This window comes from Megasphaera massiliensis (assembly GCF_000455225.1).
GTDB lineage: Bacteria > Bacillota > Negativicutes > Veillonellales > Megasphaeraceae > Megasphaera > Megasphaera massiliensis.
On record NZ_HF954537.1, the window covers coordinates 590,537 to 611,538 of the forward strand.

General features: G+C 54.5%; 19 protein-coding genes and 1 riboswitch. Of the genes, 2 read left to right on the forward strand and 17 right to left on the reverse strand.

Features of this window, described 5'->3' with window-relative positions; translation table 11 throughout:
* Positions 1-10 precede the first annotated feature (10 nt).
* Both TX77_RS06175 and TX77_RS06180 read right to left on the reverse strand, forming a co-directional pair.
* Positions 11-286 (reverse strand): DUF4321 domain-containing protein, encoded by a 276-nt coding sequence (locus tag TX77_RS06175; RefSeq protein WP_044503908.1) that lies wholly within the window; start codon positions 284-286, stop codon positions 11-13.
* 99 nt (positions 287-385) lie between these two features.
* Complete coding sequence (locus TX77_RS06180; protein ID WP_044503909.1) at positions 386-2,065, reverse strand: glutamine--tRNA ligase/YqeY domain fusion protein; 1,680 nt, start codon at positions 2,063-2,065, stop codon at positions 386-388.
* 235 nt (positions 2,066-2,300) lie between these two features.
* Between TX77_RS06180 and TX77_RS06185 the strand changes: the two genes are divergently transcribed.
* Positions 2,301-3,200 (forward strand): fumarylacetoacetate hydrolase family protein, encoded by a 900-nt coding sequence (locus TX77_RS06185; protein ID WP_044503910.1) that lies wholly within the window; start codon positions 2,301-2,303, stop codon positions 3,198-3,200.
* Between the two features lie 103 nt (positions 3,201-3,303).
* On the opposite strand, the gene TX77_RS06190 is transcribed toward TX77_RS06185, so the two are convergent.
* From TX77_RS06190 to TX77_RS06260, 15 genes are all read right to left on the reverse strand, one after another.
* Positions 3,304-4,698: an amino acid permease gene (locus tag TX77_RS06190; protein WP_044503911.1), complete on the reverse strand. Its 1,395-nt coding sequence runs from the start codon at positions 4,696-4,698 to the stop codon at positions 3,304-3,306.
* Positions 4,699-4,716: 18 nt separating this feature from the next.
* Positions 4,717-6,057 (reverse strand): branched-chain amino acid transport system II carrier protein, encoded by a 1,341-nt coding sequence (brnQ, locus tag TX77_RS06195; RefSeq protein WP_044503912.1) that lies wholly within the window; start codon positions 6,055-6,057, stop codon positions 4,717-4,719.
* A 175-nt stretch (positions 6,058-6,232) separates the two neighbouring features.
* Complete coding sequence (gene cobD / locus TX77_RS06200) at positions 6,233-7,315, reverse strand: threonine-phosphate decarboxylase CobD (RefSeq protein WP_044503913.1); 1,083 nt, start codon at positions 7,313-7,315, stop codon at positions 6,233-6,235.
* 6 nt (positions 7,316-7,321) lie between these two features.
* Positions 7,322-8,182, reverse strand: a complete 861-nt coding sequence (locus TX77_RS06205) for a GHMP family kinase ATP-binding protein (protein WP_044503914.1) — start codon at positions 8,180-8,182, stop codon at positions 7,322-7,324.
* Positions 8,173-9,132, reverse strand: coding sequence for an adenosylcobinamide-phosphate synthase CbiB (cbiB, locus tag TX77_RS06210; protein ID WP_044503915.1), 960 nt, complete (start codon positions 9,130-9,132; stop codon positions 8,173-8,175). Before cbiB ends, TX77_RS06205 begins: the two co-directional genes overlap by 10 nt.
* Complete coding sequence (locus tag TX77_RS06215; RefSeq protein WP_044503916.1) at positions 9,129-10,658, reverse strand: cobyric acid synthase; 1,530 nt, start codon at positions 10,656-10,658, stop codon at positions 9,129-9,131. Before TX77_RS06215 ends, cbiB begins: the two co-directional genes overlap by 4 nt.
* A 139-nt stretch (positions 10,659-10,797) precedes the next feature.
* Entirely contained in the window at positions 10,798-11,655 is an 858-nt protein-coding gene (htpX, locus tag TX77_RS06220; RefSeq protein ID WP_044503917.1) for a zinc metalloprotease HtpX, read from the reverse strand.
* Between the two features lie 93 nt (positions 11,656-11,748).
* The gene (locus tag TX77_RS06225; RefSeq protein WP_230198074.1) at positions 11,749-12,291 is read right to left on the reverse strand and encodes a hypothetical protein; all 543 of its coding nucleotides are present in this window, start codon (positions 12,289-12,291) and stop codon (positions 11,749-11,751) included.
* Positions 12,292-12,306: 15 nt separating this feature from the next.
* Positions 12,307-12,933, reverse strand: a complete 627-nt coding sequence (locus TX77_RS06230) for a site-2 protease family protein (RefSeq protein ID WP_044503919.1) — start codon at positions 12,931-12,933, stop codon at positions 12,307-12,309.
* Between the two features lie 107 nt (positions 12,934-13,040).
* Entirely contained in the window at positions 13,041-13,661 is a 621-nt protein-coding gene (locus tag TX77_RS06235) for a cyclodeaminase/cyclohydrolase family protein (protein ID WP_044503920.1), read from the reverse strand.
* 1 nt (position 13,662) lies between these two features.
* Positions 13,663-15,342 (reverse strand): formate--tetrahydrofolate ligase, encoded by a 1,680-nt coding sequence (locus TX77_RS06240; protein ID WP_044503921.1) that lies wholly within the window; start codon positions 15,340-15,342, stop codon positions 13,663-13,665.
* A 45-nt stretch (positions 15,343-15,387) separates the two neighbouring features.
* A riboswitch (ZMP/ZTP riboswitch) is annotated at positions 15,388-15,465 on the reverse strand.
* A gap of 87 nt (positions 15,466-15,552) precedes the next feature.
* Positions 15,553-17,064, reverse strand: a complete 1,512-nt coding sequence (locus tag TX77_RS06245) for a phosphohexomutase domain-containing protein (protein WP_044503922.1) — start codon at positions 17,062-17,064, stop codon at positions 15,553-15,555.
* 108 nt (positions 17,065-17,172) lie between these two features.
* Positions 17,173-17,991, reverse strand: coding sequence for a Cof-type HAD-IIB family hydrolase (locus TX77_RS06250; protein WP_044503923.1), 819 nt, complete (start codon positions 17,989-17,991; stop codon positions 17,173-17,175).
* 141 nt (positions 17,992-18,132) lie between these two features.
* The gene (locus tag TX77_RS06255) at positions 18,133-18,597 is read right to left on the reverse strand and encodes a DUF2076 domain-containing protein (RefSeq protein ID WP_049917313.1); all 465 of its coding nucleotides are present in this window, start codon (positions 18,595-18,597) and stop codon (positions 18,133-18,135) included.
* Between the two features lie 46 nt (positions 18,598-18,643).
* Positions 18,644-19,087 (reverse strand): RrF2 family transcriptional regulator, encoded by a 444-nt coding sequence (locus TX77_RS06260; RefSeq protein WP_044503924.1) that lies wholly within the window; start codon positions 19,085-19,087, stop codon positions 18,644-18,646.
* Between the two features lie 234 nt (positions 19,088-19,321).
* Between TX77_RS06260 and TX77_RS06265 the strand changes: the two genes are divergently transcribed.
* Positions 19,322-20,932 (forward strand): peptide chain release factor 3, encoded by a 1,611-nt coding sequence (locus TX77_RS06265; RefSeq protein ID WP_044503925.1) that lies wholly within the window; start codon positions 19,322-19,324, stop codon positions 20,930-20,932.
* Positions 20,933-21,002 lie beyond the last annotated feature (70 nt).

Here is a 21,002-nt window from a genome sequence, read left to right on the forward strand (position 1 = left end):
CTCCTGTAAGTTACTGAATATGGCGAAAGAGCACACCGGCTAAGAGAATGCCGATGACACTCAGTAAATTCGGTGCCAGATGGATGCCAAACTGCAATTCCATGAGATAAAGATTGAGGTGAATCTGCTGGATGTTCAAGATTTCATAATGCTGCGTCAATGCCGGCAGGACGCCCTGCAGGGCCGGGACGGCGTATAAGGCTTCGCCTACGATACCGCCGAGGATGCCGCCGGCAATGAGAAAGATAAATAAGGACAGCCAGCTGTGCGAACCAAGATTTTTCATGCTTCCCCTCCTCCATTATATACACCATGCGAAGAAAGGGCTGCCTCCTCTCAGGAAATTCTAATCCTTCCGGAGAAAGACAACCCTTTATCATCGGCTTTATTGATTTTTCTGTTTCTGCATCTTCGCCCACGTGTCGCGGAGGCCGACGATGCGGTTGACGACCATGTGATCTGCCGTCGTATCGGGATCGATGACGAAATAACCCTGGCGCAGGAACTGGAACTTGTCGCCGGCCTTATAGTCAGCCAGGGCCTTTTCGGCCTTACTGTGGTAGACGACGAGGCTGTCGGGATTGATCTGGTCGAGGAAATCCTTGGAATCGCCGTCATCCTGGCGAAGGAGGGAATCGTAGACCCTGGTTTCGACGTCGACGGCATCTTCGGCATTGACCCAATGGAGGGTCCCTTTTACCTTACGGTCGGCATTGGCACCGCTGCCGCTCTTACTTTCAGGGTCGTAGGTGCAGCGCAGTTCGACGATGTTGCCATTTTCGTCTTTGACGACTTCTTCGCATTTGATGATGTAGGCATATTTCAAGCGGACTTCCTTGCCCGGAGCCAGGCGGAAGAATTTCTTGACCGGTTCTTCCATGAAGTCGCCCCGTTCGATGTATAAATGCTTGCTGAAGGTCATGTCGCGCGTGCCCATGGCTTCATTTTCCTGATTGTTGTCGGCCTTCATCGTTTCCGTCTGGCCGTCAGGATAGTTGGTCAGGACGACTTTGATCGGGTCGATGACGGTCATCAGGCGCGGCGCCTTCATCTTGAGGTCTTCGCGGATGCAGTATTCGAGGAGGGCCATTTCGACCATGTTGTCGGCTTTGGCGACGCCGATGCGTTCACAGAAGTCGCGGATGGCTTCCGGCGTGTAGCCCCGGCGGCGAATGCCGGAAATGGTCGGCATACGGGGATCGTCCCAGCCGCTGACGATGCCCTTTTCGACGAGGGTCCGCAGTTTGCGCTTACTGGTGATCATATTGGTGACGTTGAGGCGGGCAAATTCGATCTGCCGAGGCTTCTGTCCTTCCGGATCTTCCCAGTCTTCGAGGACCCAGTTATAGAGCGGACGATGGGCTTCAAATTCGAGGGTACAGATGGAATGGGTGATCCGTTCAATGGCGTCCGATACGGGATGAGCCAGGTCGTACATGGGATAGATGCACCACTTGCTGCCCGTCCGGTGATGGTCGGCGTGGACGATGCGGTAGAGAATGGGGTCGCGCATATTGAGGTTGGGGCTGGCCATATCGATCTTAGCACGGAGGACCTTTTCACCGTCGGCATACTTGCCGTCCTTCATTTCTTCAAAGAGCTTCAAGTTTTCTTCGACGCTACGGTTACGATACGGGCTTTCCTTCCCCGGTTCGTTGAAGGTACCGCGGTAGGCGCGGATTTCGTCGCCCGATAAGTCATCGACGTAGGCCTTGCCGAGGGTGATCAGCTTTTTGGCGTATTCATAGAGCTTATCGAAGTAGTCCGAGGCATAGAACATGCGGTCGTCCCAGTCAAAGCCCAGCCACTTTACGTCGCGCTTGATGGAATCGACGTACTCCGTATTTTCCTTGGACGGATTGGTATCGTCAAAACGAAGGTTGGTCAGACCGCCGTATTTCTTGGCGATGCCGAAGTTCAGGCAAATCGATTTCGCATGGCCCAGGTGGAGATAGCCGTTCGGTTCCGGCGGGAAACGGGTGTGTACTCGTTTGCCGTATGTATTTTTCTCGTTGTCTTCATCGATAATGGTTTCAATAAAATTTTTGGTCGTTTCGTTATCCATCGATGTGTCTCCCCTTTTATCTATGTATGAATGCTTGTTCAGTATTTAATTATACCTTGTATACCCTTGTCTTTGCAACTCATATACCCTATAAGAATACGAGTCTCCCGACAAGGAATGGCCTTCTCCCCGCCACCGCAACCGTTCCCGCCATCCGCCTCAAAGGAAGTTTGGACAGTCCCAAAGGGGCATGATATAATCTAATTTATAAAAATATAAAGGAGTCGATGCTGCAATGATAAAAAAATTAGTCACCTTTGAGGACCTCGGTTTCGTCCAATGGGGCGTCCTCGATGAATCGGAAAAAGCCGTCTACGGGGCCATTCCATTAGAAGAAGCCTTCTTTACGCCCCTTCCGGAAACGCTCTTAGAATTCATCCGCCAGGGAAACGACGGCATCTTAGCCTTAGCCGATGCCCTCGAACAGAACGAAAAGACCGGCGCCGTCAAGGCTAAACCTCTCGACACGGTCCGCATCATGGCCCCCATTCCCCATATGGAACGGAACGTCTTCTGCATCGGCAAAAACTACGCCGACCACATCGCCGAATTCGATAAGACGGCCCTGCCCGACAAACCGAAGTATCCGGTCATCTTCACCAAGGCCACGTCGGCCGTCATCGGCCCGGACGACCCTATCGAACCCCATAAAAACGTAACCGAACAGGTCGACTACGAAGGGGAACTGGCCGTCGTCATCGGCAAAGAAGGTTCTGACATCCCCATCAGCGAAGCCATGAATCACGTCTACGGCTTTACGATTTTGAACGACGTAACGGCCCGGGACCTCCAGGCCAACCACGGCCAGTGGTTCCACGGCAAGAGCCTCGATACCTTCTGCCCCATGGGCCCCTACGTTCTCCTGCGCGATGCTGCCCCTGAAACCTTTGACATCATCACCAAGGTCAACGGCGAAGTCCGCCAGGACGGTTCGACAGGCGAATTCATCTTCACCATCCCCGAACTGATCCACACCATTTCCCAGGGGACGACCCTCTTCCCGGGCGACGTCATCGCAACGGGCACGCCGAGCGGCGTCGGCGTCGGCTTCAATCCGCCCCGCTTCCTCCATTCCGGCGACACCGTCGAAATCACGATTCCCGCCATCGGCACCTTGAAGAACAAAGTAAAATAAGGCTCAAAGCAATAACCTTGCACACAACAAAGGAGCTGCGAAGAAATGATCACTCATTTCTCCGCAGCTCCTTTTGGTAGTGGTATCTCAAACGGGAAGGCCCTTACGACGGATTTTCTTCCTGTTTCTGAAGCACACTGTGTTTACGGCCATAGACGAAGTAGATCAACCAGCCAAGGATCGTCCAGCCCGAAAACAGCATCAGCGTATGCGGCGACAGTTCAAAGAAGATGAATGCGCAGCAGATGAATCCTAAAGGTGCAATGATGTGGACAGCGGGGCAGCGGAATCCGCGCGGATGATTCGGATAGATGCGGCGCAGAACCAGGATACCGACGCTGGAGCACAAGAAGGCGAAGATCGTACCGGCGCTGCACGTTTCAGCGACGATATGGATCGGCGTGAAGCCCGTAATGCAGGCAACGATGACACCGATGACGATCTGAATGATGTACGGCGTCTGGAACTTGGGATGAACCTTGTAGAGGCTCATGGGCATGAGGCCGTCACGACTCATGGAGTAAAGGGCACGGCTCTGGGCGAAGAGCATGCCCAGGACAACCGTCGACAGGCCGCAGATAGCGCCGGTGCCGACGATGGCCGAACCGAGGTGAAGGCCGATATACTCCAGAACAAACGATGCCGGTGCTGCCGTATCCAGCATGGGATACGGGACGACGCCGGTCATGGTCGCACAAACGGCGATGTAGAGGACCGTACAGATAGCCAGAGCCGAGATGATGCCGATCGGCATATCCCGTTTCGGATTCTTCGTTTCTTCGGCAGCCGTCGACAAGGCGTCGAAGCCGAGGTAAGCGAAGAACAGGACGGCGGTCCCGGCGAAGACACCGTGGACGCCATAGGGCAGGAAGGGTTCCCAATTCATCGGTTCGATATGGGGACCTGCCAAGAAGAGGAACAAGAAAATCGTTCCGATTTTAACGTAGACCAAAATGCGGTTGACGTGCGCACTTTCGCGGACGCCGACGACGAGCAGCGCCGTCGCCAATGCAACGATGAGCACAGCCGGTAAGTTAATGATGCCTCCATCTGCCGGAACGGCCGTCAAGGCCTTGGGAAGGTCGATGCCCATGGAATGCAGGATCCCGACGAAGTAGGCCGACCAGCCGCCAGCAACGGCGCTGGCACCGACAGAATATTCCAAAATCAAACTCCAACCGACCCACCATCCGAAGATTTCACCGAGCGATGCATAGGCGTAGGTATAGGAGCTGCCTGATACAGGCAAAAACGAAGCTAATTCAGAATAGGCCAAACACACAAACGCACATGTGACGGCTGCAAATACGAAGGATAACATCAGGCCAGGGCCAGCGTATTTTGCAGCGCCGATACCGGTCAGAACAAAGATCCCCGTACCAATAATGATGCCCAGACCCATCATGGTGATGTCGAAGGCTCCTAAAGCCTTGTTCAACTTCTTTTCTTTCGTATGGGCCAGCAAATCATCGAAGGATTTACGGCGTAAAATGTCCATAAGCTCATCCCCTGTCTGTTATTTCGCTGTCACACCGTTAGACGAAGAGGAGAAAATGCTTTTCCAGATAAAGCCGATGACGAACCCGGCGATGGTAAAGCATACCCAGCCCATCCCCAACGAGTGGAGCGGTACCATAGTAGCAAAAATAGTATCAATCTGTCCAAGCGAGAATTCAGCAGTCTGAAGTCCCGTAACGATAGCCGGAATCAAGGTCAGGCCGATAGTCCATGCATAGACGCACTGCCGTCCGCCAAAGGTGTTGTGCAGGAAAGCCAAGATGATGATGGCAACGACGAGCGGATAGATGAACATCAGGACCGGAATGGCGGCGGTGATGATCGTCTTCAAACCGAACATGGCAACGAAGAAGGAAATGAGGGTAAAGATGACAACCCATTTCTTGTAACCGATTTTGATCAGTTCGTTGAAGTACGATGCGCACGACGTAATCAGGCCGATAGACGTCGAGAGACAAGCCAAGAGAACGATGACGGCCAAGATGACAGCACCGGCGTTGCCGAAGAGGATCATAGCACTCTTAGAAAGAACGGGAGCGCCCGTTTCCTGGATACCGAAAGCGGCGACGCTGTCGGCGCCGATTTTAGCGACGAAGATGTAAACGAAGCCCAAGCAGCCGACGGCGATGGCACCGGCTTTAAATACTTCTCTCGTAATGGCCGACGGCGTCGTGGCCCCGTCTTCCATGACGAATTCAATAACCAGGATGGCAAATACTAAGGAAGCGATGGCGTCCATCGTATTGTAACCGTCGAGGATCCCCTGAACGGCGGCGACGGTAGCCGTGCCGTAAGCGGCAATCGGTTCCTGCGGCGAGCCAAGCGGCGTAATGAAGGATTTTGCGATGAGCAGTAAAATAGCGATCAGCAGTGCCGGCGTCAAGATCTTGCCGATGCGGTCGACCAGTTTCTGCGGCGAAATGGATAACCATAACGAAATGAGGAAGAATAAAACCAAAAAGCCGGTCATGATGGCTTCGCTGCCGCCACTCTGCAAGAACGGACGAACGGCGATTTCATAAGAAACGCTGCCCGTACGGGGAATGGCGAAGAACGGCCCAATGGTCAGATAACTGATGACCGTAAAGAAGAGGCCGTAAGCCGGATGGACGCGGCCAGCCAGTTCCTGCAGGTTCTTACAGCCTGAGTAACCCATGGCCAGGACACCGGCCAAAGGCAAGCCGACGCCGGTGACGACGAAGCCCAGGACAGCCCACCAGACGTTGACGCCGGCAGCCTGACCCATGGCAGCCGGAAAGATCAGGTTCCCGGCCCCGAAAAACAGCGCGAACAGCATAAGCCCTATGGCTACCGTTCTGTTTCCCTTATTTTCTCCCATAATAACACTCCTCCTAACAATTAATCGTGTCAATAAATAATAAGGACGCTGAATCGATTAAATTAAATAATTTAATCTTGAATTTATTCTATCATAAAAAAGGAAAAAATCACGAATTCATGTCAACTTTAATCTAATTCTAATAGACAAAGGTCCATCTTTTAATATTTTTTCGTTAATCATGTAAATTCGTTAGTTTTTCTTGTAAAATCTGTATAAACGATTTGTTATCCAAAGGAGAACGGACGGCTGTCCTTATATAGGACGGCGATAAACCGACGTAGTTGGCACAGGAGCGGACTAAGATTCCCTCTTCGCGAAGGGCGGATATGAGCGGTTCCGCCAAGGATCCGTCGACCAGGCGCCATAGGAGGAAGTTGACGCAGGGCCGCCAGACTTCGATGCCGGGCATATGGGTTAAGGCCTCATAGAGCCGATCGCGTTCTGCGGCGACGAGGCGGCGCGACTCGTTTTGGTAGTCCCGGTCCCCTAAGGCGGCGACGCCGGCATACTGGGCCAGGACGTTGACGTTCCAATCGTCTTTATGGCCTTCCATGAGACTTCGCCGCAAGGGCGTCGTCACGCCAAAACCAAGGCGCAACCCCGGCAGGGCATAAAATTTAGTCAGGGATCGGATGACGAACAGCGAATCCGTCTCCTGTGCCAGTTCTCGGACGGAATAAGCCTCTTCCGATGGGAGAAAATCGAGAAAAGACTCATCGACGAGAATGTCCGTCCCCTTGCGGGCCGCAAGATCCGTAAGGGCTTTCAGCTCATGAGCCGAGGCCAAAGTCCCTGTGGGATTATTGGGATTGCCGATAATGATGCAGTCGACGTGACCACAGGCAGAGCGCAGGGGTTCCCAGGGATAAGAAAAATCCCCTTCCGCCGACAAATGACAGTAGTCAATGACGGCTCCGCAGGCCCGTGCCGCCCGTTCGTACTCGCTGAAGGACGGCACGGGAATCAAGACCCGCCGGGGCCGAAACGTATGCATATAGAGATAAAAGAGTTCGGCTGCCCCATTTCCCAGGAGGAGAGAATCTTTGGAGACGCCGTACGTTCTTTCAAGGGCTTCCCGAAGGGCCGTCCCCTTGGGATCGGGATAGTGGACGACGGCGTCGATGTGAGCCGTCATGGCATCTCTCACATCCGGCGAGAGTCCCAGTGGATTGATGTTGGCACTGAAATCGAGCCAGGCCTTTCCCGGCGGCGGAGCCGCATAAATATTGCCGCCATGTTCAAATCGTTTAAGCACTGCCTATCACCTCCTTTCCATAAAAATGCCGCCCTCTTGGAGACGGACCGTATCGACGTAGGTCCAGTCGGGAAAGGCAGCCGTCAAGGGGCGGACGATGTCCGCTCGGACGTCAAGGCCCTCCCCTTCGGTAAAAAAGACACCGGCAACGGTCCCACTATGGGCCGTATTGACACCGACGACACAGGGCTTTTGGAGGGCCCTTTCGACGAAGGCCGGAAAGTCCGGCTTTTCCAGGAGAGCCTGATTGGCCAGGGCGCTGTACGTCGCCGCCCGCCCCAGGTTCTCGGCCGTAAGTGGGTCCTGTAAGAGGGCCATGCCGGCCGCCATGGCCTTTGAATCGGGATGTCTTCGGCGCCGCCCCTTTTCGTGGAAGGCGACGGTATCGACGATGCCGCCGGAGTCAAAGACGGCGATGGAAAGCTTGGGAACCTGTGAAAATACGGCCTTGATGCGTCCCGTATCGGGCTCGATGACGGCCATGCCCCGACAAAAAATGCCGTCGGTCGGCTCGATAGAAGCGGCCAGGCGGCCAATCTCTTGTTCACGTAAGGGGCGTCCTAAAACGAAGCCGACGGCGGCCAGGACGGCGCAGATATCGGCTGAACTCGAGGCCATGCCCTTGCCTTCCGGGAGATCAGACGTAAGGTAAAAATCATAGGGCAGCTCGGATACCCGGCAGTAAGTCAGGGCCAGAGAAAAAGCGCGTTTCGCCTTGGCCCCGCCGCCGACAAGGCGTCCCGTCCCCGAACGGACCGTAACCGTACTGTAGCGGTCGATGGGACAGGTCACCAAAAAGGGCTCGCCCTGCCAATAGCCCTGCATGATTTCCCCGCAGGAACCGGGTACGCGGACGATCAGCTCCATAGGCCGTACCGTGCCCAGGACAAGAGGGCCGTCATGGCCCCTGCCAACAGGGACGCGCCGTACATCAGGCGGATGGTCTGTTTAATATGGATCGGTTCCAATTCGCGGCCGGCATCGCCCATGTATTCCCGGAAGGTATCTTTTCCGAAATAGCGATTGTGGCCGCCCAGGCGGATACCGAGGGCACCGGCCACGGTCGCTTCAGCGTAACCGCCATTGGGGCTGGGGTGCTTTTTCGCATCGCGGCCCATGATGTTCCAGGCCTGTTTGTAGTCATGGCCCAGGATGGCAGCGACGGCGATGAATAAGAGGCCGGTCAGTCTTGCCGGGATGTAGTTTAAGACGTCGTCGATGCGGGCAGCGACGCGGCCGAAGTAGAGGTAGCGGTCGTTCTTATAGCCGATCATGGAATCGAGGGTATTGGCCGCCCGATAGACGACGGCCAAAGGCAGCCCGCCGAGGGCGAAGAAAAATAAGGGCGATACGATGCCGTCGACGGTATTTTCGGCAATCGTTTCCACCGTCGCTCTCGTCACTTCCGGACTGTCGAGGTGCTTCGTGTCCCGGCCGACGATCTGGCCGACCTTGATGCGGGCCATGCGCAGGTGGTGGCGCAGGAGATAATTATATATATCCCGGCCGGCTTTGGCCAGGCTGTGAGGGCAGATCATAAAGGACAAGATAAGGCCCTGGATGGCGTAATTCACCCCTTGGTGAGGAAGAAATTCCAAGATCAGGACGATGGCCAGGGTCAGATTATAGAAAAATAACAAGGTGATGAAAACCAAGAGACCGCCTAAGATGAAATGCTCCCACTTCGATGATTTTTCATTGTAAAAGAGTCTTTCGAGCATGCTGATAAAGGACCCCATCAAGGCGACGGGATGAAGCGTCGTCCGCGGGTCGCCGATGATAAAATCGATAATGAATGCCGTGATGACCGTAATCATCGTATCCCCTCCTCTATGATGCGCTGCAGGCGTGGCATGTCGAGGGATTCTCTCACGACGGCAGCCAAGCGATCGTACTTTGCTTCTTTTTCCTGTCGGTAGTGCAGGGAAACGGGAAGATCCTGCCAGCCTTTGCGGCGGCGCAGGACGTTCAGGAACCGGCACCGGAAGTCATCGTTGTCAAAGATGCCGTGAATGTAAGTTCCCCAGGCCAGGCCATCCGTCCGGGCCGCACCGACCGTTACTTGGCAGGGCGCTTTCGAGCGGCTGGTTACGATAAAGGGATGGGCATCGCTGCCATCAACGTCGGTCCGTCCCATATGGATTTCGTAGCCCGTAAGCGTCCCGGCGTCGATAGACTCGCCCAAAAAGGGCAGGCTCCGGCATTCGGCCGTCACCTGAAAGGTCAGCTTCTCCGGGCTGAAAGTCGTCGTCCCCTGAAGGATGTGAAGGCCTTCGACGGATCCTAAGTCGGATTCGCTCCCGTCGGGATCGACGACGGCATCGCCCATCATCTGGTAGCCGCCGCAGATGCCGACGACCGGTTTTCCCTGCTCCATGAAGGCCACAAGCGCCTGATCCCAGCCGTGTTCTTTCAGGAACAATAAGTCTTCCGTCGTATTCTTGCTGCCCGGCAGGATGACGGCGTCGGCACCGTGAAGTTCGTCAGGTCGACTGATATAATAGAGATTGGTATCTTCTTCCCGCGACAGGCTGTCGAAGTCGGTGAAATTGGAAATCTTGGGAACTTTCACAACGGCGATGTTTACCGTATCGGCCAGCGGCCCGCTTCCCTTGTCCTCCAAGGACACGGAATCTTCGTCGTCGATGCCGAGGTCGCCGATATAGGGAATGACGCCTAAGACGGGCTTTCCCGTCTTTTTTTCTAAGAACTCGACAGCCGGCGTAAAGAGGGAGACGTCGCCGCGGAATTTATTGATGATGAGGCCTTTGACGTGAGCCCGTTCTTCTTCATCGAGGAGTTCCAAGGTGCCCACCAGTGCCGCCAGGGACCCGCCGCGGTCGATATCGGCTACTAAGAGGACCGGTGCGCCCAGGTATTTGGCGACGCGCATATTGACGATGTCATGATCTTTTAAGTTAATCTCGGCGGGACTTCCGGCGCCTTCGATGACCAAGGTGTCGTAGGCCTTGTCGAGACGTTTTAGAGCCGCCTTTACGGCGTCAAAGGCTTTTATGGCATAGCCCTTGTGGTATTCCCGGGCCGACATATTGCCTACGGGCCGGCCGTCAATAATGACCTGGGAGCAGGCATTTCCCGTCGGCTTCAAGAGGACGGGGTTCATGTCGACCATGGGAAGGAGGCCTGCCGCCTCGGCTTGGGCGACCTGGGCCCGGCCCATTTCCAGCCCGTCGGCGGTTACATAAGAATTGAGGGCCATATTCTGGGCCTTAAAGGGAACGACGCGCTGTCCCTCTTGTAAAAAAATACGGCACAAGGCCGTCGTAAGGATGCTCTTGCCGACATGGGAACTCGTCCCCTGCAGCATGATATATTGTGCCAACCCTTATCCCCTCCTGTCATAAAAAAAACGGTGTGGCTGCAATGGTTTAATTATATCGTTTCTGCAAAAAAATGCAAACGCCGGGAAACGGAAAAAGCCGCCCTCCGGAAATAATTTCCAGAGAGCGGCTGCATAGGTTTTATCCGTGTAATTGTCTGTCTAAGTCTTCGAGGCGTGCAATGCGTTCTTCTGTCGGCGGATGAGTGCTGAACAAGTTCATCAGCGTGCTGCGGGCGCCGGAAAAGGGATTGATGATGCACATGTGGGCCGTTGCCTTGCTGGCACCGGGCAATACCTGATAGTGGGCGTAATTGTCGATTTTCGCCAAGGCACGGGCCAAGGCGATGGGATCGTCGATCATGCGTCCCCCTTCTTCATCGGCCATGTATTCCCGCGTCCGCGAGATACCCATTTGGATGACCGACGCCGCTAAGGGCGCTAAGAGAGCCGTTGCGATGAGGGCGATGGGATTGCCGCCTTCGCCGTCATTATCGCGGCCGCTGCCGAAGATGGCAGCCCACTGGGCCATATTGGCAATCATGGCGATGGCACTGGCAAAGGAAGCGACGATGGTACTGATGAGGATGTCGCAGTGAAGGACGTGGCTCATTTCATGGGCCAAAACGCCGCGGATTTCATCTTCATCGAGGAGATTCATGATCCCTGCCGTTGCCGCTACGGCTGCGTGGGACGGATTTCGTCCGGTTGCAAAGGCGTTGGGCACGTCGGTCGGAATGATGTAGACTTTGGGCATAGGCAAATCGGCACGCTGCGCCAAATCGGCTACGATGCGGTACAGATAGTGATCTTCTCCGACTTGTTCGGCCTTATAAGCCCGCAGTACCATGGTATCGCTGAACCAATAGGAGAAGAAATTCATACCCATGGCGATAATAAACATAATCATGACGCCGCTGCGGCCGCCGAAAATGCCGCCCAGAGCCATGAGGATACAGGCCAGGGCCGTCATGAGGAATACCGTTTTCACACTGTTCATAAAACTCACCCTCTTCAAAAAAAGCTAAAGGTCAAAAGGTTAAATCAACTATGACCCTATTATATACGTTCTCAGGTTCATTGTCAACAAAGGCTATTTCAGGATCTCGTTGTTGTAGCGGCGGATGTAGACGATGTAGTCGCCGTCACTGTCCTTTTGGCCGTCAAAGGCGACGGTGATGGAGACGTCGTCTTGTTTCCATTCCACTTCCTTATCGCTCTGTTTGACCGGGAAGTTTTCCATATTGGAATAGATAGTGGCTACGAGGCGGGTGTAAATGGACTTGGCCGTGGCCTTGTCCTTGGTCTTGAAATAGTTGTCAAAGGCAAGGACCCGGCCTTTGGCCGACGTATCGGCCGAAAAGATTTCGATGCCTTCCGTGACGGAAACGTTCTTTACGACCGACGTCCGTTCGGCTTTTTCCGTGAAGGACACGGTGCTGCCGTAGAAGGTCCAATCCGATAAAACCGAGAAGTTGCCGTCAAAATCGGCTCTCGGCATGCCGAGGTACACCGTCTGATAGGCCGTCAAAGGATTGGCCGCGATTTCATCGACGGACTGGTTATAGTCAAAAGCGCCGGCCGAGGCCGTAAGGGCCGTCCACAATAAACCGGCTGCGATTATTTTCTTATACATCATCATAAACCCTCCTTACCAAAAGGGAGCCAAAAGCAGCGAGAACAACGTGAAGATCAAGCGCTGCAGGGGAATCAAAATATACGTAAAAACAGGGGTCATCATCAAGGCGATGAGGATCAGGAAGCTGTAGCGTTCGATGCCGGCCAGCTTATACGACCATTCCGTCGGCAAAAAGCACATCAGGACCCGTGAACCGTCCAGCGGCGGCAAGGGCAGCATGTTGAAGATGGCGAAGTTGACGTTATACAAGACGATGAGCTGCAGCACCATGGGCAGGGCCGTCGAGGTGAAGAGGTTCAGCTTGGCAAAAATCAGCTGGACGACGAGGGCGATAAAACCCGTGATCAAATTGGATACGGGGCCGGCTAAGGCGACGCAGATCTCCCCTTTCCGCCAGTTGCGGAAGTTGCCGGGGTTGATCATGACCGGTTTCGCCCAGCCAAAGCGGGCTACGAGGAGCATCATCAGTCCTACCGGATCGATGTGAGCTACGGGATTCAGTGTCAGGCGCCCCATCATTCGCGGCGTATCGTCCCCCATCCAGTCTGCGACTTGGGCGTGGGCATATTCGTGAATGACCAGGGCAATGAGCAGGCCGGGGATACCGGCGATAATCGCGAGTATATTAAAATCAAACATTGTATTCTCCTTTCGTATACTTTATATTATACGGTATCTTGCCCTATATAACAAGAGAGGCTGCCGCACACGGGTACGACAGTCTCTCTCAGGTTATGCTGTTTTTATTATCGCTGACGATATTCGTATTCTACATTCTGTTCGACCATGACGGCCTTTTCTTCAATTTCGCGAATCTGGGCAATCATCCGGGCTACGAAGGCTTCGTCTTTGATGGACCGCAGATTGATGCGGACGCTGTAGAAGGCAGACCTCATGGCGGCTCTGGCGTTCATGGCGGCAATGGCACCGTCAGTGATGACCCAGGCGTTGCCGTAGCGGACGACCTGTTCCGCTAATTGCAGGAGGGCGAAGATGTCCTTCCCCAACTCAAAGGGCGACGTGGCTGCATCTTTAAAGGCCTGCTGGACGATGGCCGCCCGATTGGGCGTATCCTTGGGCAGGCGGACAGAACGGATGACGTTGTCGAAGGCCGCCGCGTCTTCGGCGATGCCTTCGAGATACCGCTGCCGCAGCACCCGGGCCTTATCGCGAATGGAAATCATAAGTTTTTCGATCTCTTCATAGCCTTTTTTCCCAATGGTCAGGTTGGCCACCATTTCGACCAAGGCTGCTGCCGACGCAGCCGTCATGGCGGCGATGCCGCCGCCGCCGGGAATGGGCTCTTTCGATGCCGTAACGGTCAGGAGCTCGTCGAGGGGCATCGATTGGAACTTCGTATAATCCATCTTAGAAGAGACCTGTAATGACGCCGTTTTCGTCGATGTCCATGCGGTTGGCCGCCGGGACCTTCGGCAGGCCCGGCATGGTCATGATATTGCTCGTCTGGCAGACGATGAAGCCGGCACCGGTGCAGACGCGGACGTCTTTGACGGTGACCGTAAAGTTTTTGGGAGCACCGAGGAGGGCCGGATTGTCCGACAGGGAATATTGGGTCTTAGCGACGCAGATCGGCATGTGGTCGAGACCGAAGGATTCCAGTTCCTGAATCTGTTTTTTCGCGTTGCCTTCAAAGACGACGCCGTCGCCGCCGTATACTTTTTGGACGATGGCCGTCAGTTTTTCCGGAATGGAGGCGTTGACGTCGTAGATCGGTTTGTACGGCGTCTTGGGCTGTTCCAGCATCTTGAGGACCTTTTCGCCCATTTCGACGCCGCCCTTGCCGCCTTCAGCCCAGCAGTTGTTGAGGGCTGCTTCGACGCCGTAGTCGGCGCAGAGGTCGCGCAGGGCCTTAATTTCAGCATCCGTATCGCTGATGAATTTATTGATGCCGACAACGACGGGAACGTCGAAGAGGCGCATGTTTTCAATGTGTTTGGCAAGATTGGCAAAGCCTTTCTTCAAGGCTTCGACGTTTTCTTCCTGGAGGTTCTTCTTATCGACGCCGCCGTGCATCTTGAGGGCCCGGACGGTAGCGACGATGACGACGGCATCGGGTTTGATCCCGGCGAAACGGCACTTGATGTCCATGAACTTTTCAGCGCCGAGGTCGGCACCGAAACCGGCTTCCGTAACGGCGATGTCGCCCATCTTCATGGCCAGTTTCGTGGCGACGACGGAGTTGCAGCCGTGGGCGATGTTGGCAAAGGGACCGCCGTGAACGAGGGCCGGCGTATGTTCGATGGTCTGGACCAGGTTCGGTTTGATGGCATCTTTCATGAGGATGGCCATAGCCCCTTCGACACCGAGCTGACGGGCCGTAACCAAATTTCCGTCCAGGTCATAAGCGACGGTGATGTCCCCCATCCGCTTCTTGAGGTCCATGAGGTCACGGGCTAAGCATAAAGCAGCCATGATTTCCGAAGCGACGGTGATCATGAAGTGGTCTTCCCGAGGGAAGCCGCAGACCTTACCGCCCATGCCGACGACAAGGTTTCTAAGGGCCCGGTCGTTCATATCCATGACCCGCTTCCAGATGATGCGGCGCACGTCGATGCGAAGGGCGTTGCCCTGATGGACGTGGTTGTCGATGGCCGCTGCCAGAAGGTTGTTGGCCGCCGTAATGGCGTGCATGTCACCGGTAAAATGGAGGTTGATGTCTTCCATGGGCAGGACCTGGGAATAACCGCCGCCGGCAGCGCCGCCTTTGATGCCAAAGACAGGGCCCAGAGAGGGTTCGCGCAGGGCGACGACGGCCTTATGGCCCATGTAATTCAAAGCCTGTGCCAAACCGATGGTCGTTAAGGTCTTGCCTTCGCCGGCCGGCGTCGGCGTAATGGCCGTAACCAAGACAAGTTTGCCGTCTTTTTCTTTAGAAAGGCGCTTGATGGCGTCAAAGGAAATCTTAGCCTTGTATTTCCCGTAGAGTTCCAAGTCGTCGTCGGTCAGTCCGACCTTTTTTGCAATGGTCGTAATCGGTTCTAATGTCGTCTGTTGTGCAATTTCGATATCGCTTAATACCTTTGCCATGGTAGTCACTCCTTGTCCGCTGCATAAAAAAAGGCCGCTCCGCTGGTAAGTTGCCCAGACGGTCGGCTTCAAGAAATCATGCTCCCCGTGGTAACTCCACTTCCGTCAGTCACATGATTGTGCATTTATTATACAAAAAAACAGCCCTCGTCGTCAAGGGCTGTTTTTACGTACGGTATGAATGGACGTTGGAACAAGACGCCGCCGGTCTTAGTCCGGAAGGACGGTAATGTCTAAGCGGTCAAAACCGGCCAGGAAACCTTTTACGGTCTTGGCGATGGTTTCACATCCGCCGACGGTCTTGCTTTCGATGTTAAGGGGCATATTGGGGTCGTGGAGGGACATGCGCAGGAGGGCCCAGCCGCCGTCGAATACGAGGCGGACGCCTTCATAAGACGGTTTGGCAATGGCAATGCCCTTTTCTTCGGCCCGCTGTTCAAAGGCCTTGAGGACGTCAGCCCCGTAGGCCTGTACGTCGCCGTCACCGGTGATCTTAAGGCGATATTCCACGCCTTCCGCAGGCTGGCCGAGGGCTTTGATGAGGTCGCCTAAGGGTTTTCCGGCCTTCTTGGCTTTGGCGGCAGCCATGAGGAGTTTGACGGCCAAATAAGCGCCGTCGTCGAGGTAGTAATTTTCGCTTAAGGCGCCGTGCCCCGACGTTTCGATGGCCAAGGGCGATACGGTGCCGGCTTTGTTGAGGCGGATGCATTCGTCGATGACATTCTTATAGCCCCGCATGTAACGATGATGGACGAGGTGCAGTTCGTCCTGAAGGAAGGTCGTCAATTCGTCGGACGTGACCGAGTCGGTAATGATGGTACTGCCCGGATAGTCCGGCGCCAAAATGGCAGCCATCATGGCGATGAGGGCGTTGCGGTTGATTTCTTCCCCACTGGGCAGGACGGCGCTCATGCGGTCGACGTCGGTATCGAAGATGAGGCCCAGGTCGGCCTTGTTGTCGAGGACGGCTTTCCGGATGGAGGCCATGGCTTCTTTGTTTTCCGGATTGGGGATATGGTTCGGGAAGTGGCCGTCCGGTTCGAGGAACTGGCTCCCCGTCGTATCGGCGCCGAGAGGTGCCAAGACCTTCGTCGCAAAGAAACCGCCGCTGCCGTTGCCGGCGTCGACGACGATGTGCATCCCTTCTAAGGGGCGGTCGAACATGCCGGCACAGAGGCCGGCGCAGATCTTCTGACGCAGGTGGAGGGCGTAGCGTTCAATGAGGTCCAAAGAGGCGATGGCTGCCGTCGATACGGCCGTTGCCGTAAGGTTCGACGCCAGCGTCAGGACTTCTTTGACCTCCTTCTTTTCAAGGCCGCCGTCCTTGGTAAAGAATTTGAGGCCGTTGCGGTTGTACGGCAGATGGCTGGCCGTGATCATGATGGACCCGTCCATGGCCGTGTCTTCAAAAATGATGGACATGAACATGGCCGGCGTCGATGCCAGACCGCAGTCCGTAACGTAAACGCCCCGGCCGAGGAGACCGGCAAAGACGGCTTCTTTCATCATATCGGCTGAAATGCGCGAGTCGTGACCGACGGCGATGCGTAAGTCCCCTTCCTTTTTGCCCAGCTTCTGCGCTAAAAATTTGGCAAAGCCGGCGGCAATGCGGTTGACCGCTTCCGGCGTCAGGTTGACCTTTTCGTCAGGGACGCCTTCGACGGCGATGCCGCGGACGTCACTGCCATTCTGTAATTTTAAGATAGCTTCGGTAGAGTTCATATGCCTGTTCCTGCTGCCTATCCCGATAAGGCAGCTTTTCCTTTCTGTAATCTACATCTATCATACTGAAAATCGGCCCCTGACGCAAGGCGTGCAGGGACCAGTCACTTATAATACGTATTTTTCGATGGCTTCAGCGACGGCGCCCTCGTTGTTGGTCGCTTCCGTCACGACGTCGCAGTACTCGCGAATGACGGGATTCAGGTTGCGGACGCCGACGGACAGGCCGGCGGCTTTAAGCATATCGATGTCGTTGATGTTGTCACCAATGGCCATCGTTTCTTCCGGACGCACGCCGAGGATGTCGGCCAATTTCAAGAGGCCGGCGCCCTTATTGACGCCTTTATGCATGAATTCGATGTAGCGGTTGCTGGAGAAGCTGACCGTAATGTCGTCGAGGAGGGGTTTCAGTTCGGCATGAACTCGTTCCAAATAGTCGTAGTCCGTATTGGTCAGGATCAATTTCCCGACTTCTTCTTTACCGCGGATAAAATCGAGGGTCGTTTCTTCGCAGGGCGTGTAGGCCATGCGGCCCTTCAGGAAGGCTTCTTCGTCCGGCGTAATATTGGTGATGTAGACGACGTCCCGCGTATAGATGTGCAGGCACTGGCCGTAGGAAGCACACTTGCGAAAAATCTGATCGGCCAGGTCAAAGGGAATGGGGTCCCAGAAAAGGGAGCGGCTGCCCTTATTTTCCGTGATGTTGCCGCCATTGAGGCCGATGACGTACTGGTCGGGCTGTTCAAAAAGACGGAGTGTCTTCAAGACGCCGTCAATGGTGCGAAAACTCCGACCCGTGCAGGGCACGAATTTGACGCCCTTTGCGACAGCCTTGGCAATGGCTTCGATATTGCGCTGACAAATCGTCGCATCGCTGCTGAGCAGCGTTTCATCCATATCACAAGCAATGATTTTATAGTTATTCATGACCTACTCCTTTACAAATCGCATGACGGGATAGTTACTAACTGATACTACGAACATATCATGTCTGAGGCATTCCCGCCACCCCAGGGACAGAATCAGTCCCATTATAGTCAAAAAAGAAGGGCTTCTGCCCTTCCTTTTTTATGATCGATGCCGCCGGTCGCGGATGGCCCGCCACACAGCCGACACGGCCTTAAACAGCACATAAATGAGTACTACATTAAACAACAGGCCGAGAAAATCGGCGGCCCAGCCAAAGTTCCCCATGCCAAAGAGGCTGCTCAACATGCTGCCCAGGAACATGCCCCCGGCAAAGAGGCCGATGCCGCGCATAGCGCCACCCCAAGCCGACGAGCGATTGGCTGTCGTATTGGCGTTGGCCCGAGGCGCAGCCGTCTGATTGCGAGTCTGGGATTGTGCCGATGAAGCGTTATTATTCGTATTGGCCTTAGGCGCCGCTTTGGGAGCCGTCACCGCCGGTGCCGACCGCGGGGCCGACATGCGAATACCGCCTTTTGCAGCTTGGACCGGCTGGTACACAGGCGCCGCAAAGAAGGCCGTCTGGAGAAGTAAGAGACAAGTCACGCAAAAAAGCTTTTTCTTCATGGTAATTCCTTTCCTATCTATCGATGAACCGGAACGGCAGCCGGCGTTATTCTGCTTTCTCTGCCGGAAGCGGGTCCGTTTTTGCTGCCGAAGCAGAAATCAAAGTGTGTAAGGGGATGGCCGCCAAGTTTTCCGCCAGCTTATCCTGAATGGCTGCATAGGCATCGTGGGTCGGGCAAGAGCCGTGACGGCGGCGATACAGGCATTCAAAGTTGCCGTCGAGGCAGCTGATGATCATGTTATCCCGATCCATAACGGTGATAACGTCCATCAGGTTCAATTCATGCAAATCTTTCACCAGTCGGCAGCCGCCTTGGGCTCCGCGGATGATTTCAATATATCCGGCCTGCTCGAGCTTCTTGGAAATCTTGTAAGCAAACTGACGGGGAATCATCTGTTCATCGCTGATTTCCCGAATATTCTTCTGTTCCCAATCGGCCAGGGACCGTAAAATACGTATTGCGTAGTCAGTTTCTCTTGTTATTATCACTTTAACATGCTCCTTCTCTATTCTCTATGGATTAAGTCTATTATAACCTGAAATCAAGAGGAAGGCTATACTTTACTCATAGGAAATGATAAAAAATTCATATCTATCTAAAATTTATAAGTAAGGGCCTGAAGGACCCGTTTTATGCATAATAGAATCTTGCCAGTGACTGCAAAAACTTATATAATAAAGAGTACTTGCATATTTTAGCTTTAACAATAGATGAGGTGTACTATGTCATTAATCGATGAAGTAAATAATCGCCGTACTTTTGCCATCATCTCTCACCCCGATGCCGGTAAGACGACGCTGACTGAAAAATTGCTGCTCTACGGAGGCGCCATCCACCTGGCCGGTTCCGTCAAAGCCCGGAAAACGGCCAAGCACGCCGTTTCCGACTGGATGGAAATCGAAAAGCAGCGTGGGATCTCGGTTACCAGCTCGGTCCTGCAGTTCGACTACGAAGGCCATCACATCAACATCCTCGATACGCCGGGCCATCAGGACTTCAGTGAAGACACGTACCGGACGCTCATGGCCGCCGACAGCGCCGTCATGCTCATCGACGTCGCCAAAGGCGTCGAAGCGCAGACAAAAAAGTTATTCCGCGTCTGTAAAGAACGGGGCATCCCCATCTTTACCTTTGTCAATAAAATCGACCACTTCGGCCGCAACCCCTTCGACCTCATGGATGAAATCGAAGACATCCTGGGCATCCACGCCTACCCCATGAACTGGCCTATCGGCCTCAACGGCAGCTACCAGGGCATTTACGACCGGGCCTCGTCGTCTATCGAACTCTTTGAAAAGGACACGACCCACGGCCAGAGAAAATTAGCCTCGACCAAGGGGTCTGCCGACGATCCGATTTTCAAGGAACTCCTCGAAGAAGACGTCCACCAGGGCCTCATCGACGACATCGAACTCCTCGACGAAGCCGGCGACGAATTCGACATGGAAAAGGTCAAGCGCGGCGAATTGACGCCCATGTTCTTCGGATCGGCCATGACCAACTTCGGCGTCAAACCCTTCCTCGAAGAATTCCTGCGCATGGCACCGAAACCGCAGCCGCGAAAATGCCTCGAAGGCTCCGTCGACCCGACGTCGGATCAGTTCACGTCCTTCGTCTTTAAGATTCAGGCCAACATGAATCCCCAGCACCACGACCGCATCGTCTTCATGCGCATCTGCTCGGGCAAATTCGAAAAGGGCATGTCCGTCACCCACCGTCAGTCCGGCAAGACACTGCGGCTCATGCAGCCCCAGCAGTTCCTGGCTACGGAACGGACGATCATCGAAGATGCCTACCCGGGCGACATCATCGGCGTCTTTGACAACGGCACCATGGGCGTCGGCGACACCTTATACGACGGCAAAAAGAAGGTCACCTTTAAAGACTTCCCGACCTTCCCGCCGGAACTCTTCGCCCGCATCCGCGCCAAGGACTCCATGAAGCGCAAACAGTTCCTCAAGGGCATGACCCAGTTAGCCCAGGAAGGGGCCGTTCAGATCTATGAAAACATGGGCTCCATGGAAAGCTACATCGTCGGCGCCGTCGGCCAATTGCAGTTCGAAGTCCTCGAATACCGGCTGAAGCACGAATACGGCGTCGATTTAGAAATGAACCGCCTGCCCTACACCGTCGCCCGCTGGATCCAGGACAACGGAAACGACTATAAGGACCTCAAGAACATCGACAGCGCCATGATCGTCAAAGACCATAAACAGCGCGTCGTCCTGCTCATCACCAACGAATGGCAGGCCAACTGGATCGTCGAACGGAATCCCGATTTCACCTTCTGCACGACGCCGGACCAATTGGCCATCGAAGACGAAGAAGAATAATCACAAGCATCGTAAGCACGCTGAAAAGACCGGAAAGAAATGGAATGCACTTCTTTCCGGTCTTCTTTAT

Coding starts and splice junctions, on each gene's coding strand:
- TX77_RS06180 (WP_044503909.1), bottom strand. CDS start 2,065: ATGGATAACGAAACGACCAAAAATTTTATTGAAACCATTATCGATGAA.
- TX77_RS06245 (WP_044503922.1), bottom strand. CDS start 17,064: ATGAACTCTACCGAAGCTATCTTAAAATTACAGAATGGCAGTGACGTC.
- cbiB (WP_044503915.1), bottom strand. CDS start 9,132: ATGATTACGGTCATCACGGCATTCATTATCGATTTTATCATCGGCGAC.
- TX77_RS06230 (WP_044503919.1), bottom strand. CDS start 12,933: ATGTTTGATTTTAATATACTCGCGATTATCGCCGGTATCCCCGGCCTG.
- htpX (WP_044503917.1), bottom strand. CDS start 11,655: ATGAACAGTGTGAAAACGGTATTCCTCATGACGGCCCTGGCCTGTATC.
- TX77_RS06265 (WP_044503925.1), top strand. CDS start 19,322: ATGTCATTAATCGATGAAGTAAATAATCGCCGTACTTTTGCCATCATC.
- TX77_RS06250 (WP_044503923.1), bottom strand. CDS start 17,991: ATGAATAACTATAAAATCATTGCTTGTGATATGGATGAAACGCTGCTC.
- TX77_RS06185 (WP_044503910.1), top strand. CDS start 2,301: ATGATAAAAAAATTAGTCACCTTTGAGGACCTCGGTTTCGTCCAATGG.
- TX77_RS06175 (WP_044503908.1), bottom strand. CDS start 286: ATGAAAAATCTTGGTTCGCACAGCTGGCTGTCCTTATTTATCTTTCTC.
- brnQ (WP_044503912.1), bottom strand. CDS start 6,057: ATGGGAGAAAATAAGGGAAACAGAACGGTAGCCATAGGGCTTATGCTG.
- TX77_RS06240 (WP_044503921.1), bottom strand. CDS start 15,342: ATGGCAAAGGTATTAAGCGATATCGAAATTGCACAACAGACGACATTA.
- TX77_RS06235 (WP_044503920.1), bottom strand. CDS start 13,661: ATGGATTATACGAAGTTCCAATCGATGCCCCTCGACGAGCTCCTGACC.
- TX77_RS06225 (WP_230198074.1), bottom strand. CDS start 12,291: ATGTATAAGAAAATAATCGCAGCCGGTTTATTGTGGACGGCCCTTACG.
- TX77_RS06205 (WP_044503914.1), bottom strand. CDS start 8,182: ATGGAGCTGATCGTCCGCGTACCCGGTTCCTGCGGGGAAATCATGCAG.
- TX77_RS06190 (WP_044503911.1), bottom strand. CDS start 4,698: ATGGACATTTTACGCCGTAAATCCTTCGATGATTTGCTGGCCCATACG.
- TX77_RS06255 (WP_049917313.1), bottom strand. CDS start 18,597: ATGAAGAAAAAGCTTTTTTGCGTGACTTGTCTCTTACTTCTCCAGACG.